Raw genomic sequence first — 19,663 nt, forward strand, 5'->3', positions numbered from 1 at the left:
CTGCGTCCGAAACCTGCGGACATGTCCGCGGACCCGCTTGCGCTTCCGGCCCCCGGCCGCGACCCTCGTCTGAGACGGCGAAAGGGGGACGCATGCCGAGGAGGTCGATCACCGACTACGAGATCGCGCTCATCAAGGCGCTCGACGCCAGGGGGATGCGCAACAAGGACATCCAGTTCCTGTTCAACCGTCCCGACCGTGCGGTGAACACCGGCCGCATCTCAACGATCGCCAAGGGAACCTACAGCAACTCGGCGGACATCCCGGCGGCGGCGGACGCGGTTCTCGACGTCTTCCTGGCGAGCCGAAGCACGACGCCGGGCGGAGCTGGGCCAGCCCGGGAAGCGACCGCCGACGACGGTCCTCTCGCCGACGGCACCATCCTGCGGATGTTCGGCGAGCGCGCCACCGGGTCCCGGTTTCTCCATGCCGGAGAATCCGACATGCACGAGTGCAAGAAGGGCTTCGGCTTCAGGCACTCCCACAAGTGGCTGAGGGCCATGGCGGCCCTCGCCAACAATCGCGGCGGCTACATCCTCTTCGGTGTCGACGACGAGACGCACGAGATCGTCGGCCTCGACAACGACGAGTTCGACAAGGCCGACGCGGCGAGGTTCTCGGAGGCGGTCCGAAGCGCCTTCGACCCGACGCCGGACTTCACCCACCGCTCGTTCGACGTCGGCGGCAAGCGCGTCGGAGTCATCCATGTCCGCCCTCACCCGGGCGGCCCCGTGATCGCACGCACCACCCTGGACGGCGATCTCCGCGAAGGAGACATCTTCTACCGCTATCCGGGCCGTTCGCAGCGCATCAAGTACAGCGACCTTCGGGCCATCCTCGACCGTCGCGACGCCGCCGCCCGCGAGCAGATCCTCCCGATGGTCGAGCGCCTGCTGGCGCTGGGACCGAAGCGGGCCATGATCGCGGACCTGACCGAGGGGATCCTTTCCGACGGGCGCGTGTCGCTGCACATCGACGAGAAGGTGCTCGCCGGCATCGCGCTGATCAAGGAAGGCGAGTTCGACGAAGTTTCGGGCGCACCCGCGCTGCGTCTCGTCGGAGAGGTTCAGGTCGGGGCGGCGCAGCCGGCCGTCTTCAAGGGAGCGATCTCCCGAAAGGACGTGTTGGAAGCCTTCCTGCGGCAGGACGACGTCCGAAATCCCGAGGGCTACTTCGGGTTCGTCGTCGACGGCTGCGCCGGGGAATGGCTGCCCTTCCGGATGTTCGCCTCCAAGGCGGGAATGGATCTGTCGGGCGCCAGGTCCTTCATCGAGGCGACCACGGCGCCACCCCGTCGCAAGAAGCTGTTCCTGGACTCGCTCGAAGGGAAGCGCAGCGCGTTCAAACGCAACGGCGCCTGGTGCGACACGCTGCTGGCGTCGATCCTCGCCGGCGCGACTTTCGAGGTCGCCTCCCTGGCGGACGCCCTCGACGTGGGTCGTTGCCTCCAGGCTCACCCGGACGGTCCGGCGGAACGCGCGACCGAGATCCTGAAGCTCGCGGCAACCTGCCTGACGATCTGCGAGAGCGACCCGAAGGGCGCCGCCGGCAGCGTCGTGCGCCGGGCGATCTCCCGGCTGGACGAGATCATGTATCCTCTCGATTGACCCGCCGGTCCGCCGAGATGGACGGCGTCGGATCGGATGGTCGACCCGTAGCGCCGGGTCGGGGTGTCACCGCGGACTTCGGGCATCTTCCACGACGCTCCCCGTGGCAGACACGGTCAGGGCTGGGCATCCGGCAGCCGCCAGGCTAAGCGAAGCCATCGGCAGGAGCCCCGGAGACGACATTGCAGACCGCCGCAGCCTACGTCGTCGCAGCGCTCGCCGAGATCGTCGGCTGCTTCGCGTTCTGGGCACATGTACGACTGGACAAGAGCGTCTGGTGGTTGGCACCGGGCATCGTCGCGCTGATCGTCTTCGCGTACGCGCTGACCTTCGTGGAGTCGGACGCGGCAGGCCGTGCCTATGCAGCCTACGGCGGAGTCTACATCGCGGCATCGATCATGTGGCTGTGGAGCGTAGAGGGCTTCCGACCCGACCGCTGGGATCTGACCGGCGCCGCCATCTGTCTCTTGGGGATGGCGGTCATCCTGTTTGCACCGCGGACGGCCTGAAGGCCTTTCGCTGCGCGTCGATCCGAGCCTTGCCGGTCCGGTGGTGAATCCGCGGCGAACTTGCACGCCGATCCGCGTGTCATCCTGTGGAGCGTGACGATACCGACCGTTGCGAACCGGCCGCGGGCATCAGCGAGTACCTCAGGCCTTCAGGTGTCGCTGCTCCATCGCGAGTTCTCTACGCCTCGGAGGAATCGTCGATGCAGATGACGAGTGGCGGTCAGGTTCTTTCCGTAGCCGCATCTCGCAAGGGGACAGTTGCCGTTCCCAGGAGTCGTGTCGATCCTAGGTCATCGGAGGTCGACACGAGAGCCGCACGACCGGCCTAGGGTCGTCCCGAGGGGCCGGCCCGATCCATTCTGGGAGGATTGGACATGCACCGCATGGCGGGACTGCTTCTGCTGGGTACTTCGACCTTGACGATGACGGCTGGCGCGAACGGGCAGGATGCCGCCCCGCCCCAGCAGAACGACAGCTACTTCCAGGCAGCGGCCGGCGACCTGCAGAGCCGCCTGAACACGCAGCCGATCACCGGCCCCGCCAAGAACGTCATCCTGTTCGTGGCCGACGGCATGAGCATCCCGACCATCACGGCCGGACGCATCTACGAGGGCCAGAAGCGGGGCGTCGACGGCGAGTCCAACAACCTCGCCATGGACACCTTCCCCTACTCGGCGCTCGTGAAGACCTATACCCACGACGCTCAGGTCGCGGACTCGGCGCCGACCGCCGTCGCGATGACGACAGGCGTGAAGACCCGCAACGACGTCATCGGCGTCGACCAGACCGTTCCCGTGGGCGACTGCGCGGCCGCGCAGGGGCACGAGGTGAAGACCATCTTCGAGATGGCCGAGGACGCGGGACTTGCCACGGGGATCGTGTCGACGGCCCGCATCACCCATGCGACCCCGGCCGCCACCTACGCGCATGTTCCCAATCGCGACTGGGAAGACGACAAGTCGCTCGCCGACAACGGCGGCACGCCCGGCGGCGCCTGCAAGGACATCGCCGACCAGCTCGTGAGCTGGCCCTTCGGCGACGGCTTCGAGATCGCGCTCGGTGGCGGGCGCAGCTACTTCCTGCCGGCCTCGGTCGCCGATCCGGAGGACGAGGGAAAGACCGGCCGGCGCGGCGACGGTCGCAACCTCACCGAAGATTGGACCCGCAAGAGCAACAACCATCGCTTCGTGTGGAACACCGAAGGCCTCAACGCCGTCGATCTCGCCTCCGGCGCCAAGGTGCTCGGCCTCTTCGAGGGCAGCCACATGAAGTACGAGGCGGATCGAGGAGCCGACAAGGGCGGCGAGCCTTCGCTGGCGGAGCTGACGCAGAAGGCCATCACGCGTCTGCAGCAGGACGAGGACGGTTTCGTCCTGCTCGTCGAGGCAGGGCGGGTGGACCATGCGCACCACGACGGCAACGCCGCCCGTGCCATGGAGGACATGGTCGCCTTCGACGCGGCGATCAAGCAGGCGCTGGAGATGACGGAGCGCGAGGACACGCTCATCGTCGTCACGGCCGACCACAGCCACACCATGAACATCAACGGCTATCCGAGGCGCGGCAACGAGCTGCTGGGGCTCGTCGTCGATGTCGAGGGCGAGACCTCGATGGCGAAGGACGGCAAGCCGTACACGACCTTGAGCTACTCGAACGGTCCGGGAAGCGTCATGCCCGCCCTGCCCGAGGATGCTCAGGAAGGCACGGAAGCGGAAGCCGTGACACGTCCCGACCTGACCGGCGTCGACACGAAGGCGGTCGACTTCAAGCAGCAGTCCCTGGTACCCTTGTCCTCGGAGACCCACGGCGGCGACGACGTGGCGGTCTTCGCATGGGGTCCGTCGGCCCACGCCTTCCACGGCGTCGTGGAGCAGAACCTCATCTACCACGTCATGGCGCACGCGGCCGGCCTGCCCCGAGCGGCCGGAGCCGAGGCGAGCACTGGAGCGGCCGGCGCCGGCTCCGGGCCGAGTGGAACGGATGCCGAGACGGCAGGCGCTTCTCCGGCCGAAGAGGAGCCCGCTCAGCAGACCGGGCAGGACACTCCCGCCCAATAGCGTTGAACTTGCAGGGTGGTGCTCCGGGGTTATCCGGACACCGCCGCCATCCCGCAGGTATCGGCCAGCCGATTACGGCTGTCGAGGTGGACCGTCTCGTCCAAACGAGTTGTTCCGTACGTCAAGCGCGACGGTCCTGCGTTCCGATCCTCGGGATGCGGACGACGATCGGGACGCCATGCTCCCTTCGAAGCCATTCCGATCGTCGACGGTCGGACTTGAAGGCGCGCTTCGGCGCTTCAGCGAGCGTCAGACGAAGCGGCCCCGAGAAGCACGTCCGGGCGACTGATCGGGACGCGTTTCATGGAGGAGGCCCGGGCGAGGCCTTCGGGACCGAGCTTGCGCAGGGTCTGGAGGTAGCTCGGATGCATGCCGCCGTCGACGTAGGCGACGGGTTTCGAGGGCTGGCGGGTCGACAGGATCGCCTTCACGGCTTCCTCGTCGGCCGCGCTGACGGCGAGAAGATCGGGTGTCCCGCCCGTCACCGAGGGCGGGCATTCCGCCAGCGGGTCGAGCGTCTTGGCGATCTCGTCGGGCACGTCGAAGACGTAGCGCCGTCCGCAGGAGGAGATCTTCGGCTCCTGGCGCCGGATGCGGAACGCGTCGTAGCCTTCCTTCAGGTTCCGCCAGAACGCGATGTTCGGGTCGGAGCGGTAGCGCGCCATGTTCTCCGGTGTCATCCGGAACGGGAAGGCCTGCACCTGGAAGGACTTCTTCTCGCCCGCCAGCGCGTCCCGCGCCAGGGCGTAGATCTCGCCCATCGCCTCGTCCGTCATGGCGAAGCAGCCGACGGAGGCGCAGGCGCCGTGCACCATCAGCGAATCGCCGGTGTGCCCGAGTGCCCGCTCCAAGCGGTTCGGATAGCCGAGGTTGAAGGACAGGTAGTACTGGGACTTCGGGTTCAGGAGGCCGGCCGTCACCGTGTAGAAGCCTTCCGGCGCCTGCCGGTCGCCCTCCTTGACCTTGGGTCCGAGCTTTCCCGACCAGCGGCACATCGGATAGGTCTTCAGCAGCTCGTAGCGGCCGCCGGCCGCCTGCTTCCAGACCTCCAACTCGCTTTCCTGCTTGAAGACGCGCACCAGGATCGGACTCGACGGCGTCATGCCTTTGGCCCGCATCTGCGCCATGAGCGCCGCCGGGATCGGCTGGAGGTGCGGCGCCGGATCGAGGACATCGTCCATGACGTTGACGCAGCCGCCGAGCACCAGGGTCAGGGCGACGGCCGAGAGGGCGGACTTCAGTCTTCGCAGCACGTCTGGTCTTCCATAGGCTGTCGATGGCGAGCGTCGAGGATCGCGGCGGGAACGGAGCCGCACGCGGATCGCGCACCTTCCCCCGAGGATACGTCCGACCTCGTCAAGAAGCCGTTAAGCATGGGAGGACGGCGTCCGCGTGACAAACCGTTCCGGCGACGTGTCGGATGGGTCGTGCGCGCCGTGAGCGAGGATCCCGGCGGCAGGTCCGGAACAGGCGTCATCCGGTTCTTCCAGCTCCAGCGTGGCGTGCGCGATGCCGAACTCCTCCCGCGCAAGAGCGCGGATCCCGCTCCGGACCGCCGCAGCCGCGGGGCCGGTCGTGGCCGACGAGACGACATGTGCCTCCACCGCCGTCGTCTCCTCGTCGATGGCGAAGACGTGGACGTGGTGGATGCTCTCGACCCCTTCGATGGTCCTCATCCGCTCGGCGAGGCGGGTCACGTCGACGCCATGAGGCGTACCGAGCATGAGCATCCGGATCGAACCGCCGATCTCCGAGAAGGCCTGCCACAGGATGTATCCGGCGATCATCAGCGTGACGACCGGATCGATCCACTGCCAGCCGAAGAGAAGGATCAGCGAGCCGGCGACGATCACGCCGACGGACCCGAGCGCGTCAGCCACGTTGTGGAGGAAGGCAGCCCGGATGTTCATGCTCTCCTTCGACAAGGCGTATGTCAGGATGGCCGTCACGACGTCGACGACGAGGGCTATGCCCGCGACCACCACGACCGTCCAGCCAGCGATCTCCTGGGGCTCGAAGAACCGCATGACGGCCTCGTAGACGAGGTAGAGGCCGATGACGATCAGCGTCGTGTAGTTGATGAGCGCCGCGACGATCTCCGCACGCACGTAGCCGAAGGTCATCGTCTCGTCCGCCGGTCGACGGGCGATCCGGCGTGCTCCGAAGGCGATGATCAGAGAGGCCGCGTCGCTGAAGTTGTGGATCGCGTCGGCGATCAGCGACAGGCTACCCGAGACGACGCCGCCGACGATCTGGGCGAAGGTGAGGAGAACGTTGACGACGACGGCCCAGAGGACGCGCCGGTCGCCTGCTCCGGCTCCGTGATCGTGACGATGACCGGCCATGATTGCGTCCTTCCCTCTTCCAGCCGCCTCAGTCGGCCGCGGCGACGTACTTGTCGAGCACCGCGGCCATCTCGCCGGCAGGCAGTGCGCCGCGGTACTTGTCGCCCTGGATGAAGAAGGTGGGCGTCGAGTCGACGCCGAACGTGAACTGCCCGCGCTCCTTGGTCTCCACGATCCGTTTCTGCATCTCCTTGTCGGACAGGCACGCCTTGAACGACTCGTCCGTGAAGCCCGCGAGCTTGGAGATGCCGAGAAGCTTCTCGGAGGGATTGTCCGCGTGTGCCCAGGTCTCGCCCTGAGAGAACAGCACCTCGATCATCTTCTCGCGGTTGTCGTTCGGCGCGCACCGGGCGAGCATGAAGGCGGCGAGCGCGACCGGATCGAACGGGAACTCGCGGATGATCATCTTCACCTTGCCGGTGTCGATGTAGTCGCGCTTGATCGTCGGAAGGGACTCGTTGTGGAACCGGGCGCAGTGGTCGCAGGTCATCGAGGCGTACTCGACGATGGTGACCGGAGCATCCGGGTCGCCGACGACGCGATCCTCGACGCCGTGCGGCTGCATCAGCTTGGCGACGTCGACCGAGCCTTCGGGCTCGGGCGCGACGACCGGAGGACGGCCATCCCCGGCCACGGTGGGCGCGGTCGTCCCTTCGGCGGCCGCCCGGATGTCGGAGTCCGAAAATCCGCCGAGACTGCCGACGACGAGGAGGACCGCCCCGGTCGCGAACGAGGACCGGGCGATGCGGAAGGATGGCAAGTTGCGCATGGGGTGGCTCCGTCGACGGTTGAGGTGAGGATCAGCGCGCCAGGCGGGCCGCGGCGGCGACCGCGCCGAAGAGGATCGGCTGGTGCAGGAGGTAGATGGCCAGCGTCCGACGCCCGGCCCAAGCCAGAGCGCGGATCGTCGGGCCGGGAGGCTTGGCAGAGCGGGCGCGGGCACTTCGTCCTCGGAGTGACGAGGCGATGCCCACTCCGGCGAGCGTCACGCCGGCCCAAGGCAGCAAGGGGAAGAAGTCGTGCGAGGACGGAGCCGTCTCGGCGAAGCCGGTCCACGCGAGCGTCCTCGTGTCGAACGCTTCGGTCGAAACGAGGAACGGCGTTACTCCCAGCACGAGGGATCCGAGCAGGGCCGCCCCGGAGGGCAGGCGCACGAAGACGATGCCGACGAGCGAGGCGGCAGCGATGCAGTGCAGGATGCCGAAGTAGATGAACCTGTCGGGGAAGAGGACGTATGTCACGACGGAGATCGAGACGGCGGCGGCGATGATGGCAACGAGGCGGATGGCGAACGCCTTAGGTCGGACACGCTCGCCGTGGGCCAGCACGAGGCCGACCCCGACGAGGAACAGGAAGAGCCCGGCGCCCAGGCGGGCGACGACGATCACGGACGTACCGATGGCCCACTCTTCGGGCACCAGGCCGAAGAAGGCGAGGTTCCACACGAGGTGATAGGCGACGACGCCGAGGATCGCGAGACCGCGCAGGGCGTCCACCGAAACGAGTCGCGACGTCGTCACCGCACCCTCCCCGCCCGCCGGTCTCAGGTGTTCATCTCCTTGAGGGTGTTGATGTAGTTCTCGGGGAACAGCATCGGGCTCGGCGCCCGGTACCCCATGTGGCGGGCGATCTTGCCGACGAAGCCCGAGCAGTTCGCCCAGACCGCGTGCCAGACCGGAGAGTTGGCCTGGAGCTGACGGATGTAGGCGATCGTGTCGTCGTACTGGGCCTTGTCCAGGTCGATCCGCCAGTTCGCGGTCATGTACTGGTCCTCCAGGTCGCCGTCGCTCGGCCCGGTTTCGGAGGGCACGGGGACGAGATGACCGAGGACGTACGGCACGTCGCTGGTGGACGCCGGGTGCAGGCCCGCGACTTCCCGGGTCAGGATGTTGCCGGCCCTGTCGCGCTTTCCGAACATCGCGAAGGTGTGGCCGTAGCTTTCCGCCGAACGGGCGCGGAACTCGATGTAGTAGAGGTCGCTCGACGCCTGGTCTCCCATCAACGCGGAGACGGGCCGCGTCGCCTCCGCATAGGCCGTGGCGGCTTCGTCGGATCCGGATGTCGCACAGCCCGCGAGAAGCGTCAGGGACAGAACGACAAGGGACGAGCGAAGAGAGAGGCGCTTCATGGGCGGTGCATCCTGGTGGTGATCGTGCGTCGTGCGCAGGGTTCAGGCGTCGAGCAGGCGTTCGAGCTTGGCACGCTGGACCTCCTGGCTTTCGTGAAGGTCGAGCGTTCCGGCGAAGCCGCCCTCGCGGTCGAAGAGGAAGACGCCCGCCGTGTGGTCGACGGTGTAGTCGCCCCCTTCCAGCGGCACGACCTTGCGGAAGGCGTTGAAGTCCGAGAACGTCTTCGCGACGGCCTCCTCGCTGCCGGTCAGCCCCACGATGCGGGGATCGAAGGACTGCAGGTAGGCGGCGAGCGCCTGGGGCGTGTCGCGGGCGGGATCGGCCGAGATCAGGACCACCGACAGCTCGTCCCCCCGCGATCCGAGGCCCGCCAGATGGACGGACAGCTCACCGAGCGTAGTCGGGCAGATATCGGGACAGTTCGTGAAGCCGAAGAAGAGCGCGACCGGACGGCCGCGGAACTCGCTCCACGTCCGGATGCGCCCTTCCGGATCGACGAGCGAGAACTCGCTGCCGATCGCGATGGCCCGGGTCGACGTCGCGAGAAGGTCCGGCTCCGGCTTCGTGGCCTGGAGGATGCTCGTTCCGGCGACGACGCCGACCACCAGGCAGAGGACCGCGACGCCGAGCCAGGCGACGCGGCGGATCGTGCGCAGCGTCATCCGCCATGTCCTCCGTGGTCACCCTCCGGCTCGGGAGCCGCACCGAAGCCTTCCACGGCGAACTCGACCTCGACGGGGCCGGCCTTCTCGAACACCAGGGTTCCCTTGAACGGCTCCCCCTGGCGGATGGGCGCGGACAAGCCGGTCAGCATGGCGTGGGTACCGCCGGGTGCGAGCGTGACGGTCTGGCCGGGCGCGATCTCGAGACCCTCCTCGAGCGGCCGCATGCGCGCCACGCCGTCGGTCACCTGCGACTCGTGCAGCTCGAAACCCTGTGACACGGCGGTCGAGCCGCCGATCAGCCGGTCGGGCTCCGTGCCGGTGTTCGTGACGGCGACGTAGCCGGCCCCGATCTTCGCCCCTGGCGGCGTCGCCCGCAACCAGGGATGGGCAACGACGAGGTCGCCGACCTTGAAGTCGTGCGCGGATGCCGCCGCCGTCAGGCAGAGAGACACCGTCACGGCGAAGGCGACCCTCATCGGGATGCATCCTCGGCGAGCGGATAACGCGCGAACACCGAGGTCGAGCCATCCCGGGCCACGAGCAGCACCTCGTAGGGCTCGTCGCTCTCTCCCATTCCGGGAGAGCCGGCCGGCATGTCGGGCACGGTGATTCCGACCGCGTCCGGCTTCTCGGCGAGCAGGCGTTTCACCTGCGTGGCGGGAACATGACCTTCGACGACGTAGCCGCCGACGAAGCCCGTGTGGCACGAGGTCTGACCCGGCTTCAGACCGGCGCCGGTCTTCTTCGCGTAGAGGTCGGCCATGGCGAGGTTCTCGTTCGTCACCTCGAAGCCGGCCTCCTCGAGATGTCGGATCCAGCCGATGCAGCAGCCGCAGCCGGACGTCGAGAACACCTCCACCCGCTCGGCGGCGGCCGCCATGACGGAGCCCGACAGGAGGATGGCCACCGTCGTGGCCCCGAGCTTGCCGATCATCGTCGCGTCCTTTCCAAATGTCATATCCAGCGCCTCACGGCGTGCTTGTAGTCGCGGTAGTCCTGGCCGAAGGCGCTCTCGAGGAAGATCTCCTCGTCGCGTACCTGAAGTTCGCAGGCCACCCAGAATGCCAGGGCGCAGGCGATCATCAGCGGCGACGGCACCGCGACGGCGAGCCCCGCCGCCATCGCCAGCATCCCGAGGAAGACGGGATTGCGCGAGAACTCGAAGAGCCCCGTCGTCACCAGCCGGTCGGGCGCCACGTCCGGGACGCCGACGCGCCAGCGGCGTCCCATGTCGCCTTGCGCGTAGATCGTCAGCCCCTGCCCCGCGAGAGCCACCACGACGCCGACGAGCTGGAGCCCCAGCGTCTCTCCGTCGAGCGGCCGGACCGCGAACCACGACAAACCTGCCGCGTGGCACGCGACGGCCGCGAGGCCACCGGCGACCGCAAGCCGGAACAGGATCTGTGCGAGGCGCTGGCGGGGCGTTCCACCGAAACCGTAAGCGTTCCGACCGATGGCGGCGGAGGTGCGGCGCGTCGCGACCAGGAGCCAGAGGCACGTCGTCCCGAGGATGACCAGGGGAGCGTAGATGAGAACGAGGTCGATCGGTCCGGTCATCGCGGCTTCCACCCGAGGAGCCGCATGGCGTTGGCGGTGACGAGGACCGTCGCGCCGGTGTCGGCGAGGATCGCGGGCCAGAGGCCGGTGACGCCGATCACGGTCGTCACGAGGAACACGGCCTTCAGCCCGAGCGCGATGGTGATGTTCTGGCGGATGTTGCCCATCGTGCTCTTGGCGAGCGCGATCATGTCGGGGACGTCGCGCATCCGGCCGTGGAGCACCGCCGCGTCCGCCGTTTCCAACGCGACGTCCGTACCTCCGCCCATGGCGATGCCGACGTCGGCCGCAGCCAGTGCCGGCGCGTCGTTGATGCCGTCGCCGACCTTCGCGACGACGAAGCCACGACCCTGCAGCTCCTTCACGATCCGCTGCTTGTCCTGCGGCAGGAGTTCGGCCTGGGCCTCGATCCCGAGGCTGCCGGCGATGGCCTGCGCGGTGCGGCGGTTGTCGCCGGTCAGCATCACGGCGTGGATGCCGTCCTCCTTGAGGGCGGAGAGCCCGGCGGCGGCGTCGGCCCGCGGCTCGTCGCGGATGGCGAGGAGCCCTGCCACCCCTTCGCCGGCGAGAAGGATCGACACCGTCTTGCCTTCGTCGTTCAAGATCGAGATCCGCGGCTCGAAATCGGCGATGGATGTCCGACGCGCCACCGCCTGGGGCGATCCGAGGAAGGCCTTCAACCCGCCGACGCTGCCCGACACGCCCTCGCCCGCGATCGCCTGCGCGTCGAAGGCAGGCGGCACGGGCGCACCATCCGCCTTGGCCCTGTCGAGGATCGCGAGCGCGAGCGGGTGGCTCGATCCACGTTCGAGGGCGGCGGCCATGGAGAGCACGTCGCGCTCGGACCGGCCCGCGGCCACGACGTCCGTCACCTTGGGCTTGCCCTCGGTGATCGTACCGGTCTTGTCGAGCGCGACGGCGGTGATCCGGCTGAGGCCTTCGAGGACGACGCCGCCCTTCATCAGGAGCCCGCGCCGGGCGCCGGCCGAGAGACCCGCCGCGATGGCGGCCGGCGTCGAAATCACGAGTGCGCAGGGGCAGCCGATGAGAAGGATCGCCAGCCCTTTGTAGACCCACTCGCCCCAGGCTCCGCCGAACAGGAGCGGCGGCACGACGGCCACGAGCGCGCCGACCACGAGGACGGCGGGGGTGTAGACCTTGGAGAAGCGGTCGATGAAGCGTTCCGTCGGCGACTTCGCCTCCTGCGCCTCCTCCACGAGGCGCACGACCCGGGCGATGGTGTTGTCGGCCGCGGCCGCCGTCACCTTCACGCGCAGGACGCCGTCGGTGTTGATCGTGCCGGCGAAGACCGAGTCGCCGCTCGCCTTGCGCTTCGGCACGCTCTCGCCCGTCACCGGCGCCTCGTCGACGGCGCCGGAGCCCTCGACGATCGTGCCGTCGGCGGCGATCCGGTCGCCCGGACGCACGAGGATCGTGACTCCCACGGCAAGGCTCTCGGCGGGGACCTCGCGTGTCTCGCCGTCCGCCTCGACGAGGGCCGTCTTCGGCACGAGCGAGGTGAGGCCCTGGATGCTCCGGCGCGCACGGCCGGCGGCGACACCTTCCAGCATCTCGCCGACGAGGAACAGGAAGACGACGGCGGCCGCCTCCTCCTGCGCGCCGATGACGACGGCGCCGACCGCGGCGATGGTCATAAGCGTCTCGATCGAGAAGGGCGTGCCGTAACGCGCCGCCGTGATCGCCCGCCATCCCACCGGCACGAGGCCGACCGCGAGGGCGAGGAGGAATGCAAGCTCCTCGACCTGCGGGAAGAGATGCCCGACCAGGTATGCGGCGACGAGCGCGACGCCGCAGGCGGCGGTCAGGCGGGCCTTGCGGGTCTTCCACCAGGCGGCGCCGCCCGCCTCCTCCGCATGGGAATGCAGGTGTCCGGAGGACGCGGCATCCTGGATGCCGCCCGGACGATCGTGCCCCGCGTACCCGTGCGTCTCGGAAGTCGGTCCCCTCGGCCCCGTCGCAGCCCGGCCGCCGGTCGGCCTCTGCGGTGCCGGCGCGAAGCCGTAGCCGAGGTTCCTGACCTGTCGTTCCAGGGCGACGGGATCGAGATCGGGTCCGTGGACGACGGTCATCGTCTCGGTCGAGGCCGAGACCGAAACGTCCTCGACACCCGGCAGCCTGCGGACGGCCGTGTCGACCTTCGCCGCGCAGGAGGCGCAGTCCATGCCGCCGACGCGGTAGCGGGAACGCGTCGGTCCCGTCGGCGCACCGACGCCGTCGGGTCCGCCCTCGGCGTGGTCGTGTTCGTGTCCGTGGTGGTGACCTGCGTCGCGACCGGAACCATGGACATGCGCGGAGCCGTCCCCGTCCCCGTCGCCGTCGTGCGTCGCCCGGGTCGGCTGCGGGATCGGTCGGACGACGTGACCGAGGGCGCGGACCCGCGAGGTCATAGCTTCTTCGTCGAACGCCGCCCCGTGCATCACCGTCATCGATCCGGTGGAAACGGAGACGGACACGTCCTCGACGCCTGGTAGCCCGCGCACGGCCTTGTCGATCTTGGATGCGCAGGACGCGCAATCCATGTCGGCGACGCTGTAGCGGGAACGATCGAGAGTAGCGCTCATGGGACGGATCCTCGTGTGTCGCCGTTCTCGCTACATCCTCGAGCGGCTAGAGGAGCAAGCGAATAATCGATCACGGGTTCGCGATCGTTCCAGCGGCCTCCCGGACGCCGTCACGACGCCCGATGTGGCGCATGACGGACGTAGCTCCGACCCCGGCAGGCCTCTCGTCGGTCGGCGCGTCCCGACGAAGGGGACAGATGGTGGTTCGCGTCCCGATCCGCCGACGCGCACCGACCGGCATGACCGATCGGACGACGCGGACCGGCCGGTCGACCGGACGCGGTCACGAAATCGCGTCGCCGGGCCTGGGAGCCCCGGGGCCGCCGGACCGCCTCGAGAACAGGAAAAGCACGGCGCCGACGGTGATGTATACGTCGGCCAGATTGAAGACGAACGGATGCCAATCCCCGAAGTGGAGATCGAGGTAGTCGGTCACCGCGCCATTGGCGGCTCGGTCGACGAGATTGGCCGAAGCTCCGGCGATCGCAAGCGAGAGCGCGGCACGGGCGCCCCCATGCGGCATCCGGTAGGCCCAGGCCGCCAACGCTGTCGTCAGCAGTCCCGTGACCGCGAGCAGGGCCAGCCTGCCCGTTCCATGGTCGGCCGAGAACAGGCTGAACGAGATGCCCTCGTTGAAGGTCAGACGCAGGGAAAGGAACGGCAGGAAGTCGGTCGAGGGGCCGTAAGGTTCGAGACCGGCTCGCGCCCACGCCTTCAAGGCCAGGTCGAGCGCCGCGCCGGCCAGTACGACGATCGTGCACGAAAGGGTCTTCAAGCGCGCCTCGCCCGTGCGAGATCCTGTCGCGCATCGTGGACGATCGACCAGGCTCCATGCAGGAACAGGCTCGCCACCACGAAGGCGACGACCAGATCCGGCCAGGGGCTTTGGAGCCACCAGACGGCGACGGCGGCAAGGACGACGGCGAGATTTCCGAGGGCGTCGTTGCGCGAGAACAGCCAGACCGCACGCATGTTGGCGTCGCCTTCGCGATGCGGGATCAGAACCGACGCGGCGGCGACGTTGACGGCGCAAGCCGCGAGCGCGAAGCCGCCCATCAGGAGGGTCTGCGGCTCGTGGTCCACGAAGACCCGGTAGAACGTCGAGCCGATCACTCCGAGGCCGAGGAGACCGAGGAACACGCCTTGCAGCAACGCCGCCCTGGCACGAGCCGCGAGCCCCCAGCCGATGGCGATCAGCCCCAGGAAGGAGATCGCACCGTCGCCGACGAAGTCGAGCGCGTCGGCTTGCAGCGCCTGCGACCCGGCGAGGAGGCTGCCGGCGATCTCCACCATGCCGTAGCCCACGTTGAGGAAGACCACGATCCAGAGGGCACGCCTGTAGGCGGGCGTGACATGGGAAAGGTCGGGGGTCTCGTCGTCGCCTTGCCGCCCCTCGACGCGAGCCAGCCGATACCCGAGGCTCGTGACCGCCTGTTCGACGGCGGGGAGCCGCGCCGATGGATCGTCGACCGCGAGCGACATGGTCTGCGAGGCGAGCGAAACCTTGACGTCGACGACGCCCTCGACCCTTCGCGTGGCCTCTTCGATCTTGGCCGCACACGACGGGCAGTCCATGCCGGTGACGTGGTAGCGGATGTCGGCGGCGGCCGTCATGTGGTGGATGTTCGGTCTGTCATGCTGGACATGGTACGACCTGTAGCGGCTACAGGAGCAAGGCTGAAATGCAGATCGGGGACCTTTCGAAGCGGTCGGGCGTCCACGTCGAGACGATCCGCTACTACGAGCGGGTCGGGATACTTCCCCAGCCTGCCCGTCAGGCCAACGGTCGTCGCAGGTACGACGAAGCGGACGCACGTCGTCTGGGCTTCGTCCGCCATGCCCGCGAGCTTGGCTTCGACCTGTCGAGCATACGAGCGCTCCTGGCCTTGCAGGAACGACCGGAGGCGTCCTGCGAGAGCGCGAGCCGGATTGCCCAGGACCAGCTCGACGCGGTCGAGAGCCGGATCGCACGCCTTCTCCGCCTACGGGGGGAACTGTCGCGCATGGTGGCCGAATGTGGTCGGGGGAGAGTGTCCGAGTGCCGGGTCATCGAAGCCCTCGCGGCAGGCGAGACGCGGACGAGGTGACGGATCGGTCGTCGGTGCGGGTGTCGACACCCGGGCCGGCGCGACACGCGGACGGCGGGTCGTCGCCGTCCGCGATGCTGCCTGTCGGATGGTGAGGACGAGCCCGGTCACCTCCGGACACGCCCGAACGAAGGAGCCCCCACTCGTCGCCTTCGCGGACGACGTGGACGCTCCGTCAGACGTCGGTCGCCGATGCGACCGGCGGACGAGCGTCGGATCCGATGCCGGCGATGGCCCGTGATCCGTAAGGCGCGTCGAGCACCACGACGCGGGATCCGACCGGCACACGCTGCTCGATGTCGATGGCGTCCTGGTTGAACATGCGGATGCAGCCCGACGAGACCGATGTGCCGATGGTCCAGGGCTCGTTCGTCCCGTGGATGCGGTAGAGCGTGTCGCGACCGTCGCGGTAGAGGTAGAGGGCGCGGGCTCCGAGCGGGTTGCCGAGACCGCCTTCGACACCGCCGGCATGCGGACCGAACCGTTCCGGCTCGCGCTTCAGCATGTTCTGCGTCGGCGTCCAGCGCGGCCAGGAGGCCTTGCGGGCGACCGTCGCCGTGCCGGCGAAAGCGAAGCCGGCCTTGCCGACGCCGATGCCGTAGCGCATCGCCTGCCCGCCTTCCATGACGAGGTAGAGATGGTGGTTGTACGGATCGACGACGACCGTGCCGACGGGCTCGGGGGTCGGGAAGTCGACGACCTGCCGGATGTTTCGCTGCGAGACGATCTTCGGATCGATGGCCGGGATGACGAAGGCGCCGTCGTCGACTTGACCGTAATAGGCGAGGATCCGTGGATCGACGGGCGGCTGCGGGGCGGGCTGCACCGAGACCGCCAGGACGTCGACGTCCCGGGAGATCGTCGAGCAGGCTCCGAGAAACGGCAGGGCCAAGAGGAAAGCGGCGCGCCGGGCGCTCTTCGACGGCATGGTATGGAGACTCCTGACACGCGACGACGATCAGGAGCCGGGTTATTCGAACATGGTGGACGTCCGGTTCATCGTCGGCCGGCCGAGGGAGTTCGTCCCATCGCGATCCGCGTCCGAAGATGGCTCCGAAACCCCCGTTTTCCGTTCGATCGCCCGTTCCTGCCCCATAGGCGGGGCCGGCTTCGTACATCCTCGACCGGCTAGAGGATCAAGCACGTGCCGATCACGCCTTCGTCAGGCGGCGCGTGAAGGGTCCGCCTCACCTCACGCTGCCGACGAGCAGGTCGCGGACGTCCTCGACCGTGACCCAGCGCCCGGCATGGGCCTGAGACTGTCGCTTCAGGTAGGTGTAGGGGGTGACGTCCCAGGCCAGCACCCGGTCGTCGAGATTGTCGAGGATGAAGTCGCCCTGGTTCGTGCGCACCGTCAGCACGGCGTGCCCGTCGCCGTTCGGCTGCCGGACGACGGTGACGAGCAGGGCGGACGCGGGCAGGCCTCCGTTCTCCAGTTCCCGCTGCTTGTAGAGGACGTAGTCCTCGCAGTCGCCTTCGATGGTCGGATACGACCACAGCTCCGGCACCCCGTGCATCTCCTCGTCGGTGCGCGGCTCGATGCGGACGTTGGCGAGGTAGTTCACGCGCTGCAAGGTCTGCCAGACCGCCGGCGTGAGCTTCACCACGGCTCGGACGTCGTTGGCTCGGCAACGCGCAGGCTCGCGGCCGCAGAAGTCGTGGTGGCCCACCGGCTGTGACGTGGGCCCCGCCGTCGGCATCGGCGTGCCGGCCTGCGCCGGTGGAGCGGAGATCACGCCGCAGACCGTGAGCACCATTGCACCGAGGGCCCGCCCGACGTTCCGCATCATCCGCCCCTCGCCCCGCCGCGATCACGACCGGCCGCGCTCGGGCGGCTGGTTAACGAAAGCTTAACGTCGGCGAAGATCTTCGGTGAAGGGTCCGATTCGGACGATGGTTAATACCCACACGGTTCTCGGATGCCGGTTCTCGAGGCTGCGACCGCGCCGGCGTCGCGTCGGACCGTCTTCCGCGACCTCAGGTCACGAACCGTTCGCCTCTGGACGAGCGGAGGTAGGCCACGGCTCCCCCGACGGCGACGAATACCGACCAGCCGAGGACCAACCACTGGAGCACCACCATGACGTGGTCCGGCGGGGCGAAGCCGATCTGGACGATCTTGAGGACGAGGAAACCCGTGCAGACACCCAGAAGGAGCCCGAGGAACGCGTACACGACGGTGACGAGGCCGATGGCCAAGGCGTGCAGGGTCTTGCGCATGGGACGTCTCCGCTCGAATCTCGATCGGAGACGTCCCTACATCCTCGAGCGGCTGGAGGATCAAGAGGCGCCACACCGGAAATCCTTGGTGACCGATCAGAGCACGACGACGCGCGTGCCGACGTCGACGCGGTCGTAGAGGTCGACGACGTGATCGTTGATCATCCGGATGCAGCCGTTGGAGACGGCCCTGCCGATCGTCGACGGCTCGTTGGTGCCGTGGATCCGGTAGAGCGTGTCCCGGTCGTTCCGGTAGAGGTAGAGCGCCCTCGCGCCGAGCGGGTTGCGCGGCCCTCCCTCCATCCCGTCCACGTAGCGGCCGTACTTCCCGGGGTTCCTCTCGATCATGTTCGCGGTCGGCATCCAGCGCGGCCACTTGGCCTTGCGACCGACGACGGCGGATCCGCGGAACGCCAGTCCTGCCTTGCCGACACCGACCCCATAGCGCCGGGCCGTGCCTTCCTCCGTGACCAGGTAGAGGAAGCGTTCGGCAGGATCGACCACGATCGTACCAGGAAGGTAGCCCTCGAAGCGGACGCTCTGCGGTCGAAAGCGGCGAGCGAGCCGGAACTTGGGATGGGCTTGCGCATCGCTCGCGAGCATGCCCGCGGCGGCCATCCCGACGAGGAACCGGCGCCGGTCGATCATGATCATCCTCTTCTCGGCTCACATGAGGAGCCGGGCCCGAGTCCCTTCCCGGATGTTGTGCTATCCAGGCGACGGTCCTGGCAATCCGGCAATGGTTGGCCGGTTTCGGGTGACGTCGGCTCGACCTCCGCCGCGCCGCGCCTTGACCGGAGCGACTTCGGTGGCCGATGACGATGCGGACACCAGTTCGAGGAGGTGGATGATGGGCCAGGGCGGCGTTCCGATCGGCGTGGCGTCGAAGGCCACGGGCATCAAGGTGCCGACGATACGATACTACGAGCAGATCGGCCTCCTGCCCGCTCCTCCCCGCACCGACACGAACCGCCGCCTCTACGACGACGGGGACATGCGCCGCCTGCGGTTCATCCGACACGCCCGCGAGCTGGGGTTCGAGATCGAGCCGATCCGCGAACTGCTGGCCCTTGCCGGCGAGCCGGATCGACCCTGTGCCGACGCCGACCGCATCGCACGCACCCACCTCGCCGACATCGACCACAAGATCGCCCGCCTTTCCGCCCTTCGGACGGAAGTCGCCAGGATGACGGAATGCGAGCACGGGTCCGTCGCCGACTGCCGGGTGATCGAGGTGCTCGGCGATCACGGACAGTGCCTGGGCGATCACGGCTGACGACCGCCTGCCGGCCGAGGCTCTTCGGCCATCCTACTCGGTCGGGCCGGCACGTCGTCCATCGTCGGGCCTGTTCGGCCGGCAGGTCCATCCGCCGACGGATACCGTCGGCGGATGGACCTGCGTCGGACCCGTGCCCGTGCGTGTCCGGGGCCTGGGCGGAGACGCCGTTCCCTCTCCTGCGTCGTGCCTTGCCAGGGTCGTCGGCAGCATCCTGGTCTCCGAGGCGATGCACGGGCGATGGGCCGGTAAGACATCACGATCAAGTCGGTCCTGCAGGAGGGCGGCAGAGGTGTGCTGAAGCAACTCGCCGTGCCGTCGACACGTACCCTGCCGACCGAGATGAACGCCGCGAGGGAATGGCGGGCCGACTTTCCTCGGAGAAGCCGCCGACAGCCGCCTCTTCCACGTCGAGAGCCGGTCCGGCCCGCATCCCGCGATGGCGACCTGGATGCTGGAGTACGACGCCCGCGTCAGACGCGCACTCGAGGACCGTGCCAAGAAGGACGGCTCTCCCGTGCCGAGGAACGTCGAGATCGTCCAGATCGTCCTGAACGTGGCGAGCGAACCTTGGGGGCCGGTGGAAGGTATCCTGGTGAAGGGGCTCAGGTTCACCTATGAGGTGGTCG

The 19,663-nt window shown here is 68.3% G+C and carries 21 protein-coding genes; 5 read left to right on the plus strand and 16 right to left on the minus strand.

Translation table 11 applies throughout. From position 1 onward, the window contains the following. Window positions 1–92 precede the first annotated feature (92 nt). The 3 genes from FZN60_RS23300 to FZN60_RS23310 all read left to right on the plus strand — a co-directional run bounded on the left by FZN60_RS23300 (window position 93) and on the right by FZN60_RS23310 (window position 4,173). Window positions 93–1,607, plus strand: coding sequence for an ATP-binding protein (locus FZN60_RS23300; protein WP_158875913.1), 1,515 nt, complete (start codon window positions 93–95; stop codon window positions 1,605–1,607). Between the two features lie 182 nt (window positions 1,608–1,789). Then, window positions 1,790–2,116, plus strand: a complete 327-nt coding sequence (locus FZN60_RS23305) for a YnfA family protein (protein ID WP_158875914.1) — start codon at window positions 1,790–1,792, stop codon at window positions 2,114–2,116. A 374-nt stretch (window positions 2,117–2,490) separates the two neighbouring features. Continuing rightward, window positions 2,491–4,173, plus strand: coding sequence for an alkaline phosphatase family protein (locus tag FZN60_RS23310; RefSeq protein ID WP_158875915.1), 1,683 nt, complete (start codon window positions 2,491–2,493; stop codon window positions 4,171–4,173). Window positions 4,174–4,412: 239 nt separating this feature from the next. Here FZN60_RS23310 and FZN60_RS23315 read toward each other — a convergent pair whose 3' ends face one another. The 12 genes from FZN60_RS23315 to FZN60_RS23370 form a co-directional block, all read right to left on the minus strand. Next, window positions 4,413–5,426, minus strand: coding sequence for a L,D-transpeptidase family protein (locus tag FZN60_RS23315; RefSeq protein ID WP_369413070.1), 1,014 nt, complete (start codon window positions 5,424–5,426; stop codon window positions 4,413–4,415). Between the two features lie 114 nt (window positions 5,427–5,540). Then, window positions 5,541–6,518, minus strand: coding sequence for a cation diffusion facilitator family transporter (locus tag FZN60_RS23320; RefSeq protein WP_158875916.1), 978 nt, complete (start codon window positions 6,516–6,518; stop codon window positions 5,541–5,543). Window positions 6,519–6,546: 28 nt separating this feature from the next. Beyond that, complete coding sequence (locus FZN60_RS23325) at window positions 6,547–7,287, minus strand: DsbA family protein (protein ID WP_158875917.1); 741 nt, start codon at window positions 7,285–7,287, stop codon at window positions 6,547–6,549. A 31-nt stretch (window positions 7,288–7,318) separates the two neighbouring features. Next, window positions 7,319–8,038 carry a heparan-alpha-glucosaminide N-acetyltransferase gene (locus FZN60_RS23330; protein WP_158875918.1) on the minus strand — a complete coding sequence of 240 codons (720 nt, stop codon included), beginning with the start codon at window positions 8,036–8,038 and terminating at the stop codon, window positions 7,319–7,321. 23 nt (window positions 8,039–8,061) lie between these two features. Further along, window positions 8,062–8,646 (minus strand): hypothetical protein, encoded by a 585-nt coding sequence (locus tag FZN60_RS23335; protein ID WP_158875919.1) that lies wholly within the window; start codon window positions 8,644–8,646, stop codon window positions 8,062–8,064. 42 nt (window positions 8,647–8,688) lie between these two features. Continuing rightward, window positions 8,689–9,309 carry an SCO family protein gene (locus FZN60_RS23340; RefSeq protein ID WP_158875920.1) on the minus strand — a complete coding sequence of 207 codons (621 nt, stop codon included), beginning with the start codon at window positions 9,307–9,309 and terminating at the stop codon, window positions 8,689–8,691. Beyond that, entirely contained in the window at window positions 9,306–9,788 is a 483-nt protein-coding gene (locus FZN60_RS23345) for a copper chaperone PCu(A)C (RefSeq protein ID WP_158875921.1), read from the minus strand. Before FZN60_RS23345 ends, FZN60_RS23340 begins: the two co-directional genes overlap by 4 nt. Beyond that, window positions 9,785–10,270 (minus strand): DUF411 domain-containing protein, encoded by a 486-nt coding sequence (locus FZN60_RS23350; protein WP_246727100.1) that lies wholly within the window; start codon window positions 10,268–10,270, stop codon window positions 9,785–9,787. The genes FZN60_RS23345 and FZN60_RS23350 overlap by 4 nt, the downstream gene beginning before the upstream one ends. Beyond that, window positions 10,267–10,869: a methyltransferase family protein gene (locus FZN60_RS23355; protein WP_158875922.1), complete on the minus strand. Its 603-nt coding sequence runs from the start codon at window positions 10,867–10,869 to the stop codon at window positions 10,267–10,269. Before FZN60_RS23355 ends, FZN60_RS23350 begins: the two co-directional genes overlap by 4 nt. After that, window positions 10,866–13,451, minus strand: a complete 2,586-nt coding sequence (locus tag FZN60_RS23360) for a heavy metal translocating P-type ATPase (RefSeq protein ID WP_158875923.1) — start codon at window positions 13,449–13,451, stop codon at window positions 10,866–10,868. Before FZN60_RS23360 ends, FZN60_RS23355 begins: the two co-directional genes overlap by 4 nt. 283 nt (window positions 13,452–13,734) lie before the next feature. Next, a complete protein-coding gene (gene lspA / locus FZN60_RS23365; RefSeq protein ID WP_158875924.1) occupies window positions 13,735–14,226 on the minus strand; it encodes a signal peptidase II in 492 nt (163 codons plus the stop codon). Then, window positions 14,223–15,065 (minus strand): heavy-metal-associated domain-containing protein, encoded by an 843-nt coding sequence (locus tag FZN60_RS23370; RefSeq protein ID WP_246727102.1) that lies wholly within the window; start codon window positions 15,063–15,065, stop codon window positions 14,223–14,225. Before FZN60_RS23370 ends, lspA begins: the two co-directional genes overlap by 4 nt. A gap of 68 nt (window positions 15,066–15,133) precedes the next feature. On the opposite strand from FZN60_RS23370, the gene FZN60_RS23375 reads away from it, so the two are divergent. Continuing rightward, on the plus strand, window positions 15,134–15,538 hold the full coding sequence (locus tag FZN60_RS23375) for a MerR family transcriptional regulator (RefSeq protein ID WP_158875925.1): 405 nt from the start codon (window positions 15,134–15,136) through the stop codon (window positions 15,536–15,538). Between the two features lie 175 nt (window positions 15,539–15,713). On the opposite strand, the gene FZN60_RS23380 is transcribed toward FZN60_RS23375, so the two are convergent. The 4 genes from FZN60_RS23380 to FZN60_RS23395 all read right to left on the minus strand — a co-directional run bounded on the left by FZN60_RS23380 (window position 15,714) and on the right by FZN60_RS23395 (window position 18,406). Further along, window positions 15,714–16,466, minus strand: coding sequence for a L,D-transpeptidase (locus FZN60_RS23380; protein WP_158875926.1), 753 nt, complete (start codon window positions 16,464–16,466; stop codon window positions 15,714–15,716). A 259-nt stretch (window positions 16,467–16,725) separates the two neighbouring features. Further along, window positions 16,726–17,328 carry a transglutaminase-like cysteine peptidase gene (locus tag FZN60_RS23385; protein WP_158875927.1) on the minus strand — a complete coding sequence of 201 codons (603 nt, stop codon included), beginning with the start codon at window positions 17,326–17,328 and terminating at the stop codon, window positions 16,726–16,728. Between the two features lie 187 nt (window positions 17,329–17,515). Next, window positions 17,516–17,758: a hypothetical protein gene (locus FZN60_RS23390; protein WP_158875928.1), complete on the minus strand. Its 243-nt coding sequence runs from the start codon at window positions 17,756–17,758 to the stop codon at window positions 17,516–17,518. A 96-nt stretch (window positions 17,759–17,854) separates the two neighbouring features. Next, complete coding sequence (locus FZN60_RS23395) at window positions 17,855–18,406, minus strand: L,D-transpeptidase (protein ID WP_158875929.1); 552 nt, start codon at window positions 18,404–18,406, stop codon at window positions 17,855–17,857. A 199-nt stretch (window positions 18,407–18,605) separates the two neighbouring features. On the opposite strand from FZN60_RS23395, the gene FZN60_RS23400 reads away from it, so the two are divergent. Beyond that, entirely contained in the window at window positions 18,606–19,034 is a 429-nt protein-coding gene (locus FZN60_RS23400; protein ID WP_246727103.1) for a MerR family transcriptional regulator, read from the plus strand. The last annotated feature ends 629 nt before the right edge of the window (window positions 19,035–19,663 follow it).

It is taken from the genome of Antarcticirhabdus aurantiaca, assembly GCF_009765365.1.
GTDB lineage: Bacteria > Pseudomonadota > Alphaproteobacteria > Rhizobiales > Rhizobiaceae > Antarcticirhabdus > Antarcticirhabdus aurantiaca.

Excerpts from the sequence above, each read along its gene's own strand:
- FZN60_RS23300 (WP_158875913.1), top strand. The coding sequence starts at position 93 with ATGCCGAGGAGGTCGATCACCGACTACGAGATCGCGCTCATCAAGGCG.
- FZN60_RS23310 (WP_158875915.1), top strand. The coding sequence starts at position 2,491 with ATGCACCGCATGGCGGGACTGCTTCTGCTGGGTACTTCGACCTTGACG.
- FZN60_RS23320 (WP_158875916.1), bottom strand. The coding sequence starts at position 6,518 with ATGGCCGGTCATCGTCACGATCACGGAGCCGGAGCAGGCGACCGGCGC.
- FZN60_RS23325 (WP_158875917.1), bottom strand. The coding sequence starts at position 7,287 with ATGCGCAACTTGCCATCCTTCCGCATCGCCCGGTCCTCGTTCGCGACC.
- FZN60_RS23335 (WP_158875919.1), bottom strand. The coding sequence starts at position 8,646 with ATGAAGCGCCTCTCTCTTCGCTCGTCCCTTGTCGTTCTGTCCCTGACG.
- FZN60_RS23340 (WP_158875920.1), bottom strand. The coding sequence starts at position 9,309 with ATGACGCTGCGCACGATCCGCCGCGTCGCCTGGCTCGGCGTCGCGGTC.
- FZN60_RS23345 (WP_158875921.1), bottom strand. The coding sequence starts at position 9,788 with ATGAGGGTCGCCTTCGCCGTGACGGTGTCTCTCTGCCTGACGGCGGCG.
- FZN60_RS23350 (WP_246727100.1), bottom strand. The coding sequence starts at position 10,270 with ATGACATTTGGAAAGGACGCGACGATGATCGGCAAGCTCGGGGCCACG.
- FZN60_RS23355 (WP_158875922.1), bottom strand. The coding sequence starts at position 10,869 with ATGACCGGACCGATCGACCTCGTTCTCATCTACGCTCCCCTGGTCATC.
- FZN60_RS23360 (WP_158875923.1), bottom strand. The coding sequence starts at position 13,451 with ATGAGCGCTACTCTCGATCGTTCCCGCTACAGCGTCGCCGACATGGAT.
- FZN60_RS23370 (WP_246727102.1), bottom strand. The coding sequence starts at position 15,065 with ATGACGGCCGCCGCCGACATCCGCTACCACGTCACCGGCATGGACTGC.
- FZN60_RS23375 (WP_158875925.1), top strand. The coding sequence starts at position 15,134 with ATGCAGATCGGGGACCTTTCGAAGCGGTCGGGCGTCCACGTCGAGACG.
- FZN60_RS23380 (WP_158875926.1), bottom strand. The coding sequence starts at position 16,466 with ATGCCGTCGAAGAGCGCCCGGCGCGCCGCTTTCCTCTTGGCCCTGCCG.
- FZN60_RS23385 (WP_158875927.1), bottom strand. The coding sequence starts at position 17,328 with ATGATGCGGAACGTCGGGCGGGCCCTCGGTGCAATGGTGCTCACGGTC.
- FZN60_RS23390 (WP_158875928.1), bottom strand. The coding sequence starts at position 17,758 with ATGCGCAAGACCCTGCACGCCTTGGCCATCGGCCTCGTCACCGTCGTG.
- FZN60_RS23395 (WP_158875929.1), bottom strand. The coding sequence starts at position 18,406 with ATGATCGACCGGCGCCGGTTCCTCGTCGGGATGGCCGCCGCGGGCATG.
- FZN60_RS23400 (WP_246727103.1), top strand. The coding sequence starts at position 18,606 with ATGATGGGCCAGGGCGGCGTTCCGATCGGCGTGGCGTCGAAGGCCACG.